We start from the raw sequence: 8,635 nt of genomic DNA on the forward strand, positions 1-8,635 counted from the left end.
GTCCGGTGGCCCCCTGGGACAGCTGGGCGCGCAGGTGCAGCGGCTGGGCGGGGCGGAGCTGGAGGGGCAGGTGCTGCTGGGCGACTGGCACTCGCTGTCCGCGCTGGTGGGCCTGGCCGGTGAGGCCGTGTCCGCGGCGGAGACGAACGAGGCCTCGGGCGGAGAGCCCACGTGGCTGCGCGCGAGCGTGATGGCCATGGACGAGCTGCTGCTGTGGGATGGGCAGCTCGTGGTGGCGCCCTCGCTGCGCGTGGAGCGCGCGGGCCCGTACACGCTGCTGTCTCCGAAGGTGGGCGCCACCGTGTCGCTGCCCTCGGGCCTCGAGCTGCGCGCCAACGCGGGCCGCTCCCACCGCGCCCCCTCCTTCCTGGAGCTGTACGTGCGCCAGGGCACGCTGCTGCCCAACCCGGACCTGCGCCCCGAGAGCGCGCTGTACGCGGACGCGGCGGTGGTGCACCGCTCGGAGGCGTCCTTCGCCTCGGTGGGGGGCTTCGTCAGCCTCTACCAAGACCTCATCTCCTACGAGGCCTATCCGCCCGGCGCCGCGAAGCCGTACAACTTCACCAGCGCGCGGGTGATGGGGCTGGAGGCCGAGGGCGAGTGGCGCCCCCATCCGCTCCTCTCTGGCGCCTTCAGCTACACGCTGACGCTGTCGAACGACCTGCAGCGGGACGGGCGCTTCTACCTGCGCGAGCTGCCATACCGTCCGCGCCACAAGCTGTCCGCGCGGGTGATGGGCGGACCCCGGTGGCTCACGGGGCGAGCGGAGGTGGTGGCCCAGTCGGCGCACTTCCTCTCGAGGGACGGGGCGATGTCGCTTCCCGGGCGCGCCTTCATGCACGCGGGACTGTCCAGCACCTGGGGCTCGCGCACGGAGCTCACCGTCACCTGCGAGGTGAAGAACCTCTTCGACGCGCGCGCCGAGGACTTCGTCGGCTACCCGCTCCCCGGCCGCGGCGTGTACCTGTCGGTGGCGGGGGCCTTCGGGCCGGGGGCTTCCGCTCCGGCCTCCTCTGCTTCCGGGACGGATGCACCATGAATGGGAAGGGCTCCACGGTTCTGTGTCTGGTGACGCTGTCCCTGCTGCTGGCGGGGTGCCCGGACGAAGAGGCCCTGTGTGTCGAGGGGCAGACCCGCTGCGCTGACGCGTGCGTGGACATCTCCAGCGCCTCCGCGCACTGCGGGGCCTGCGGCGTGGCCTGCGCCGGCACCGAAGTCTGCGTCGAGGGCGCCTGTCGTTGCCGCTCGGGCGCCGCGCTGTGTGGTGGCCAGTGTGTCGTCACCGCCTCGGACCCGGCGCACTGTGGAGGGTGCGCGGGAGAGGGGGGGGCGGCGTGCGCACCGGACCAGGTGTGCGAGCAGGGGCAGTGCAAGGCCGCCTGTACCCTGACGACCTCCGAGCGTTGTGACCGCTCGTGCGTGGACGTGGAGACGGATGCCTTCCACTGCGGGGCCTGCGGGAGCGTGTGCGCGGATGCCCGGAGCTGCCGTGGAGGCACCTGCACCTATGACCTCGTCGCGACGTGCTTCAACACCGGGCAGGTGGTGGGCATCCAATCGGGCTCGGACGTGAGGGGGCCTGGCGTGGCGGTGGGCACGAGCCCCCAGACTGTCGCGCGCCTGCAGGACGAGCTGCTGGTGCTGGACGCCTCCATGCGGCTCCTCCAGGCCCGGCTCACCGACTACGGCGAGCTGCCCGCCCGGAACACCACGGGGCTGGTTCCCAACCATCTCCTCGTGCGGGACCCCTACGTCTTCATCCTCAACTCCACGAGCAACACCCTCCAGGTGCTCCGGCGCGACGAGGAGCCCGGCAGTGGCCCCGGCCCGCGCTTTCCCGATGGCATCACCCTCACCAACGTGGCGAGCGTGAACTTCGGTGAGAACACCAACCCGTACGGGTTCACCGAGCTGGGCTCGGACATGTACGTCACCCTGCTGGGCAACTTGCAGACGGCCCCCTCCGCCGGCGGCAAGGTGGTGCGGGTCTCGATGGCCGACCCCACCGCGCCGAGCATCACGGACACCTTCATGCTGCCCACGGGTGAGGCCCTCGAGCCCTTCCCAGGCCGCACCACCGCCCCCACGCCCGCCGGTATCGCCGCGCATCGGGGCCGGGTGTACGCCACCATCGGCAACCTGGACCCGAAGGACTTCACCGTCGGCGGCCCCGGGTTCCTGGCCCGCATCGACCCCACCACCCGTGCGGTGGACCTCCTCGCGTTGGGCGAGGGCTGCCTCAACCCGTTCTGGCTCGTCCCCGTGGGAGAGCGGCTGCTCGTGAGCTGCAGCGGTGGGACGACCTATGACCGCAACTTCAACCTCGTCGACGTGAAGGGGACTGGCCTGGTGCTGCTCGGCGCGGATGACCGTGTGGTCGCCTCGCTCGCGCTGCGGTGCCCGGAAAGCACTTCGTGCCCGTTGCCCTCCGCGGGCCGCTTCTCCGTGGTGGGCAGCCGCGCCTACGTGGGCGACAACAGCGCGGGCCGTGTCTTCGTCATCGAGGTGTCAGGCGACTCGCTCGTGGAGCGGAGGGGCTTCGGGCCCGGTGCCGAGCCGCCCCTCCTCGCCTGCCCGCGCAACAACAAGCCCTCCCTCGTCGGTGACGTCGTCGCGATTCCCTGAGCTTTCCCATGAAGACCCGCCTCCTCCCCTTCCTCCTGCTCGCCGCGCTGTGCCTCGTCACCGGCGCGCATGCCGCGCCTCCCAAGGGGGGCCCTCGCTTCCTGGGCCCCAAGCCCCCCGAGAAGGTGAAGCGCGTGGTGACGCTCGCCCCTTCGCTCACGGAGACGGTGCTGGCGCTCGGGGCCGGGAGCACCCTCGTGGGCGTCTCGCGCTTCGACGAGGCCAGGGAGGTGGCGGGCCTGCCCCGCGTGGGCGGTTTCATCGACCCGTCCGTCGAGGCCGTGGTGGCCCTCGAGCCGGACCTCGTGCTCGTCCAGCCGGGGCCCGGCAACCAGCGCCCCGTGGAGAAGCTGGCGGAGATCGGCGTGCCCGTGCTGCTGCTGCCCCTGCACACCGTCACCGATACCCTGGCGGCCCTCCGCGCCGTGGGCAAGGCGCTCGGGAAGGAGAAGGAGGCCGATGCCCTCGTCCAGCGCATCGAGTCTACCCGTACCCGCATCCGTGAGACCGCCAGGACGCTGAAGCCGCCGCGTGTCCTGTTCGTCTACGGCTTCGAGCCGCTCGTCGTCGCCGGGCCCGGCTCCTTCGCGGACGAGCTGCTGCGCGACGCGGGAGCCCTCAACGTGGCGGCGGACGCGGGCGCGGCCTACCCCGTCTACTCCGTCGAGCGCGCGGTGAGTGCCTCGCCAGACGTGGTGGTGGATGCCGCGGACGTGGACGTGGGCAAGGACAAGCTCGTCGCGCTGCTCTCGCAGTCTCGATGGGCGGAGGTACCGTCGATGGCGATGCTTCAGCCGGGGCCCTCGATGGGGCGTGGGCTGGAGGAGCTGTTCCAACTGCTGCACCCGCCCGCGAAGCGCGATGCGGGTACTGTGCGCTGAGCATGCGTGAGAAGGGCAGAGGCAGAGGGTCGTTCACCCCGGGGCGGGCGCTCGGGCTCTGCGGGGCGTTCCTCGTCCTGCTGCTCGCGGCGTTCGTCGTGGCCGTCTGCTTTGGCGATCAGCCGATTTCCCTTCACGCCGCCTTCTTTGGAAAGCCCACGTCCAAGGACGCCATCATCTTCTGGTCCCTGCGCCTGCCACGCGCCCTGCTGGCGGCCATCGTCGGCGCGGGGCTCGCGGCCTCCGGTGTCACGCTTCAGGGGGTGTTGCGCAACCCGCTGGCGGATCCCTTCGTCCTCGGTGTCTCGGGTGGCGCGGCCCTGGGGGCCACCGTCGCGCTGGCCGTGGGATTCGCCACCGTGGGCGAGGTGGCTCCGGGGCTCGGAGGCGGGCTGGCGCGCCTGTCCGCGCCGGCCCTCTTCGCCTTCGTCGGCGCCGTGGCGGCCATGCTCTTCGTGCTCGTCGCGAGCCAGGGCCATGGCGGCCGGGCGCCCTATGCCGCGCTCCTCACCGGTGTCGTCTTCAATGCCTTCGCCTCCGCGGCGATCACCCTCGTCAAGACCCTCTCGGATCCCGATCGGCTGGGGGAGATCCTGTACTGGCTCGCGGGGGCTCTCGGCTACGAGCGCATCCACACCCTCGTCCTGTCCGCGCTCCTCCAGGTGGTGGCCCTTGGCGTGATGCTGGCGCTCTCGGGACGGCTCAACCTGCTCACCCTGGGCGATGACGACGCGGCCTCGCTCGGCGTCTCCGTGGCCTGGACGCGTCGGCTGTTGTTGCTCGCCGCGAGTGCCAGCGTGGCGGGCGCCGTGGCGCTCTCGGGGCTCATCGGCTTCGTGGGGCTCATCGTTCCCCACGTGCTGCGGCTCGCGTTCGGGCCGGACCAGCGGCTGCTCGTGCCGCTCTCCGCGCTCGGGGGCGCGGCGTTCCTCATGCTCGCGGACCTGCTCGCGCGGCTGGCCTTCCCGCTGTTCGGGGCCGAGCCTCCCGTGGGCGTGGTGACGGCGCTCCTCGGTGGGCCGCTGTTCCTCGCGCTCCTGTACCGGCGCGGACAGCTGACGGCGGCTTGAGGAGCGTGCGAGCGCCGTCCGTGCCGTCTGTCAGGAACGAATGCGGGCCGCGTCTTTTCCTCATGAAAGGAGCGGTGACCATGACGGTGACGAAGCAGAGCCCGATGAACCCCGAGCACCTCAACGACGTTGACCCTGGCATCGATGCGCTCTCGCGCAACGGTCTGGCCACCACCCTGGATGTCCTGCTCGGCCTCAAGTCGCTTCGCGGTCGACCGCCCGGACTCTGACCTCCGCGTCCTCGTCCCAGACGAGGCACGGTGCGCGGAGAGGCCGGGCTCCCAACGAGGGACCCGGCCTCTTGCTTTTCCGGGTCCCCGCAGCACGCAGTTGCATGCGGCCGTGGCCGAGAGGTGAGGCCCCTGAGCGCCACTCAGGAGAACGCGGGTTCGACTCCCGCCGACCGCTCTTCGCAGTCCAGCAGTTCAGTCGCCGGAGTAGCCCAACCTGGTAGAGGCACCAGATCGAGAGTCTGGGGGTTGCGGGTTCGACTCCCGCCTTCGGCACTCGCAGTCCCCGTAGTCGAAACACAGCAGTGGAAGCACATGCCGCGGTAGCCCAACCTGGTAGAGGTGCTGCGCTCAGAACGCAGAGGTTGCGGGTTCGAATCCCGCCCGCGGTACTTGGAGACCCAGCGCACGCTCGTTGGACAGACATTCGATGGGTTGAACCTCGCGCTGGCGCTGTGGACGCTGAAGAAGAAGCAGGGCGGGAAGGAGATCGTGGCCTCGGTCGGGCACTCCCCCGCTTGGGGAGCGGGTCGCGGAAGGAACATGTCTCCCTGCTGGAGTTGGCGGGCGGCCAAGGGAGCTTGGGACTTTTCCTCGGGCTGTGAAGCGGGCCACTTCGCGCGTGTAAGGCCACGCACCGCGGCGCGAGCCCAATCGCTGGCATTGTTCGCGTCATTCCGGGCAACGAAACCAGCCCGGGGTGAACGGATACGGGCAATGAGCAAGCATCAGGTACGGGCGTTGGAGCCCCATGTGTTGGTCCTCGATACGCAACAGAGCTACAAGCGCCCGGAGGAAGATGCCCTCATCCGGGGGGTCCGGGAGGAATGCCGGCAGTTCGCCGTCCGCTATCTCCCCTACAGGCTCTCTCCGGTCATCCTCGGCATTCCCGGGCTGCTGCTCCACCTGTTCCTGCTCGTCGCCGTGCATACCTTCGAGCGCGCTCGGTGGATGTATGCGCTCTGGGTGGTCTGCCGGGTGCTCCACTTCTGCCTGGATGCGATGGACGGCACCCAGGCCCGCAGGAACGGGACGCAATCGACCGCACGCCACTTCTGGGACCACTGGGTCGACGTCATGAACTCGGCGATGGCGGTGTTGATCGTCGCCCAGCTCGGCCCTCGTCAGAGCGTCTATTTCCTGCCCTACATCCTGCTGACCGCCACCGGGCAGCTGTTCTTCTACCTCGGGCTGTGTCGCTACTACGCGACGGGCATCATGCGAGACCCCTATATCAATCACCTCTGGAACTATGTCTTCTGTCTGTTCCTGGGACTGTCGGTCTGCATCCGTGACGTGGCGATCCTCGAGGATCCGGGCTTCCAGATCACCTACTCGATCTTGAGCGTCGTGGCCTTCGGCGCCGGCTTCTGGTCGTTGTTGCAGGACCTGGTGCTCATGTACCGCTCGCCGCTCTCGTCTCTTCGCTTCTACGTGCGGATTCTCCTGGCACCGGCGCTCATCCTTGGCCTGTACGTGACCTGGCTCCAGAATTGGAGTGATGTCTTCTCCGCCCGAGCCCTGGTCGCCGTCGCCATGAGCAGCCTCGCGGTGGGCATCCATGCGCGCCAGCTCGTCAACAAGCCTCCGGCGTGGCTGACGGCCGAGAGCGCGCTGTTCCTCCTGGTGCTTCCCCTGTCAGCGTTCCCCTCGTCGCTCCAGCCCGCCCTCCACCGCGGTCTCCTGCTGATGATGGTGCTGACGCTGGTCATCAGCATGGTCCGGTATCTCCGGGAGATGATTTCGCGGTACCCGGAGATCGGCTTTCCGCTGATCTGGTTGCCCTCGACGCACAGGGCGGTGCTCCTGCATGTGAGCAACAAGCTCGCGGCCTGAGACGGTGTGGAACAGGAGCGCCGGGACGCTCAAGGCCGCCACGGCTCTCTACGGCGCCAACTCCGCCGAGGTCCAGAAGGTGAAGGAGAGCTGGAGCGCGGTGGGCGTGAGCTGACCGAACCAGCGGCGGCCCCTCCTCCTCCCCACCTCGGCCAGTGGTTCAACGGGACGAAGGGCTGGAGATGCTCCCGCGAGCGGTGGGGCGCGAGCGCCGCGAGCGCAGCAAGGGCACGGCGAGCAGCATCAGCCACACCAGGGGCGATCCGCCCGAGCTGCTGCAGCCCCGGCCGTAGACGGAGAGGCCCGCCTCAGGGCTCGGTGGGGGAGCTCCCGGCTCGCCAGCATCCTGGCTCCCGCCGCTCCCGCCATCGCTCCCGCCCGCGGGCGGCGTCACGGGGGTCGTCACGGTGAAGGTGGTGCTCGCCGGTTCACCCGCCGCGACCAGGAAGCTCCCGGACACCGCGAGGCGGGTATGGGGTCCATCGACGAGCGTGTCGGGCTCCACACAGGACCAGGCGCCGGCGGCATCGGCCGTGGCCGTGCAGACCCCCACGCCGTCCTCGCGCTTCACGAGGACCTCGAGCCCCGGGCCCGCCGTCCCGGAGTAGGTGGGCGACTTGTCCAGGAGGAGGGAGCCATTCGCCGGCGTGGTGAAGGTGAGCCCGGAGGGCGCCAGGACGGGCTCGATTCGCCAGTCGTAGGCGGCGGGAATGGGGTCCTCGTTGCCCGCGGCGTCCCGGGCCCTCACCTCCAGCGAGTGGTTGCCAGTGGACAGGTCCGTGAAGGTCACCGGGTCCGTGCAGGAAGCGAAGGATGCGTCATCCAGGCTGCACTCGTAGCTGCTCCCTGGCTCGTTGGAATCGAAGTCGAACGAGGCGCTCGTCGAGGTCGTGGAGCTGGGCGGCCCCGTGACGAGGGTGGTGTCTGGCGGCGCGGTGTCGACGGAGAAGGAGGTGGCCGCGCTGGCCGTGCTGGTGGCGGAGGCATCCGTCTGCGTGGCGTACAGCGTGTGAGCGCCGTCCCGCAGGATGGCGCTCGTGCAGGTGAACGCGTCATCGGCGCAGGTGGCGGTGCACAGCGGCGAGCCGTCCGCGTACACGTTGACGGTGGCCCCGTCAAGGCACGTGCCCCGGATGACCGGGGTGGCGCTGCCTAGCCGCGCACCGGAGGCGGGCGAGGAGATGGAAGGCGGCGGCGGCGGGAGAACGTCCACGACCGCCGTCACCGAGGAGGTACCGCCGACGGTGGTGGACACCGCCTCGGAGGTGACGACCCCGTCCGAGGCGGTGGTGGTGCCGCTGCCGCCCGCGGTGACCGTCATGGAGGTGGGCGTGTAGCGCGCGGACGCGCTCACCTTCAGTTTGTAGGTGGACGCCCAGACCGGGAACGACACGCCGCCGCTCGCCGTGGAGAGCGCGGAGACGGGCTGGCCATCGCCGTCCAGCACCGGGTTGGCGGCGCCGTCCAGCAAGAACACCTGTAGCCCCGCCACCGGCGCGCCGGTGCCCGTCCCCACCGTGGCATTCAACGTGCCACCGCAGCGGGTGAAGTCGGGCGGGTTGGCATTCACCGTCGCACTCATCGCCTGGTCGGTGTAGGGCTTCGCTGGCGCCTCCTGGGCAATGGAGCCCTTCGCCGTCACCGTCGTCGTCCTCGGCCCGGCGGTCGCGTTGCTGGCCAGACCGGCGGTGGTGGGGCACGTGGGCTCGGGCACCGACAGGCTCCAGCAGAGCTGTGGCGTGGAGCTCGGGGTGACGCGGAACTCGGCGACGGGCACCACGGAGGTGTCGGTGAAACCGGCGGCGGCTACGTCGAACGTCGGCGTTTCACCGGCGAGCGCGGTGGAGAGCGCGCTCAAGTCCACCGTCGGGTCCGCCGACGATATGGGTTTGTTGGTCCACCCGGCGATGGGCGCGCCGTTGGAGTTCTTCACCGTCAGCGTGGCCGAGGTGTATTGCGACGGCGATGGGGTGACGAGCTTGAAGGACTTGTA

8 protein-coding genes and 3 tRNA genes are annotated in these 8,635 nt (G+C 70.1%); 10 read left to right on the forward strand and 1 reads right to left on the reverse strand.

All coding sequences use genetic code 11. The annotated features are described in order from the left end of the window. The 10 genes from VF697_RS04475 to VF697_RS04520 form a co-directional block, all read left to right on the forward strand. A partial coding sequence (locus VF697_RS04475) for a TonB-dependent receptor (protein ID WP_331092233.1) occupies window positions 1–1,039 on the forward strand: 1,039 nt, incomplete at its 5' end. Then, a complete protein-coding gene (locus tag VF697_RS04480) occupies window positions 1,036–2,625 on the forward strand; it encodes an MXAN_6577-like cysteine-rich protein (protein WP_331092234.1) in 1,590 nt (529 codons plus the stop codon). The genes VF697_RS04475 and VF697_RS04480, both read left to right, overlap by 4 nt. Window positions 2,626–2,633: 8 nt before the next feature. Then, entirely contained in the window at window positions 2,634–3,506 is an 873-nt protein-coding gene (locus VF697_RS04485) for a helical backbone metal receptor (protein WP_331092235.1), read from the forward strand. 2 nt (window positions 3,507–3,508) lie between these two features. Continuing rightward, entirely contained in the window at window positions 3,509–4,576 is a 1,068-nt protein-coding gene (locus VF697_RS04490) for an iron ABC transporter permease (protein ID WP_331092236.1), read from the forward strand. An 80-nt stretch (window positions 4,577–4,656) separates the two neighbouring features. After that, complete coding sequence (locus VF697_RS04495) at window positions 4,657–4,806, forward strand: hypothetical protein (RefSeq protein WP_331092237.1); 150 nt, start codon at window positions 4,657–4,659, stop codon at window positions 4,804–4,806. Between the two features lie 106 nt (window positions 4,807–4,912). Further along, window positions 4,913–4,984: transfer RNA gene (locus VF697_RS04500), tRNA-Gly, on the forward strand. Between the two features lie 23 nt (window positions 4,985–5,007). Next, window positions 5,008–5,082 (forward strand) — tRNA-Leu (locus tag VF697_RS04505). 41 nt (window positions 5,083–5,123) lie between these two features. Continuing rightward, a tRNA-Leu gene (locus VF697_RS04510) sits at window positions 5,124–5,198 on the forward strand. 325 nt (window positions 5,199–5,523) lie between these two features. Next, entirely contained in the window at window positions 5,524–6,642 is a 1,119-nt protein-coding gene (locus tag VF697_RS04515) for a CDP-alcohol phosphatidyltransferase family protein (protein ID WP_331092238.1), read from the forward strand. A gap of 4 nt (window positions 6,643–6,646) precedes the next feature. Continuing rightward, entirely contained in the window at window positions 6,647–6,757 is a 111-nt protein-coding gene (locus tag VF697_RS04520; RefSeq protein ID WP_331092239.1) for a M4 family metallopeptidase, read from the forward strand. A 45-nt stretch (window positions 6,758–6,802) separates the two neighbouring features. Here VF697_RS04520 and VF697_RS04525 read toward each other — a convergent pair. Next, on the reverse strand, window positions 6,803–8,635 hold a 1,833-nt coding region (locus tag VF697_RS04525; RefSeq protein WP_331092240.1), incomplete at its 5' end, for an Ig-like domain-containing protein.

Source organism: Archangium sp., from assembly GCF_036388035.1.
In the GTDB taxonomy this organism is placed as follows: Bacteria; Myxococcota; Myxococcia; order Myxococcales; family Myxococcaceae; genus Archangium.

Bases quoted from the DNA above. Each gene is read 5' to 3' on its own strand.
- VF697_RS04515 (WP_331092238.1), top strand. From the start codon at position 5,524: ATGAGCAAGCATCAGGTACGGGCGTTGGAGCCCCATGTGTTGGTCCTC.
- VF697_RS04485 (WP_331092235.1), top strand. From the start codon at position 2,634: ATGAAGACCCGCCTCCTCCCCTTCCTCCTGCTCGCCGCGCTGTGCCTC.
- VF697_RS04480 (WP_331092234.1), top strand. From the start codon at position 1,036: ATGAATGGGAAGGGCTCCACGGTTCTGTGTCTGGTGACGCTGTCCCTG.
- VF697_RS04490 (WP_331092236.1), top strand. From the start codon at position 3,509: ATGCGTGAGAAGGGCAGAGGCAGAGGGTCGTTCACCCCGGGGCGGGCG.
- VF697_RS04495 (WP_331092237.1), top strand. From the start codon at position 4,657: ATGACGGTGACGAAGCAGAGCCCGATGAACCCCGAGCACCTCAACGAC.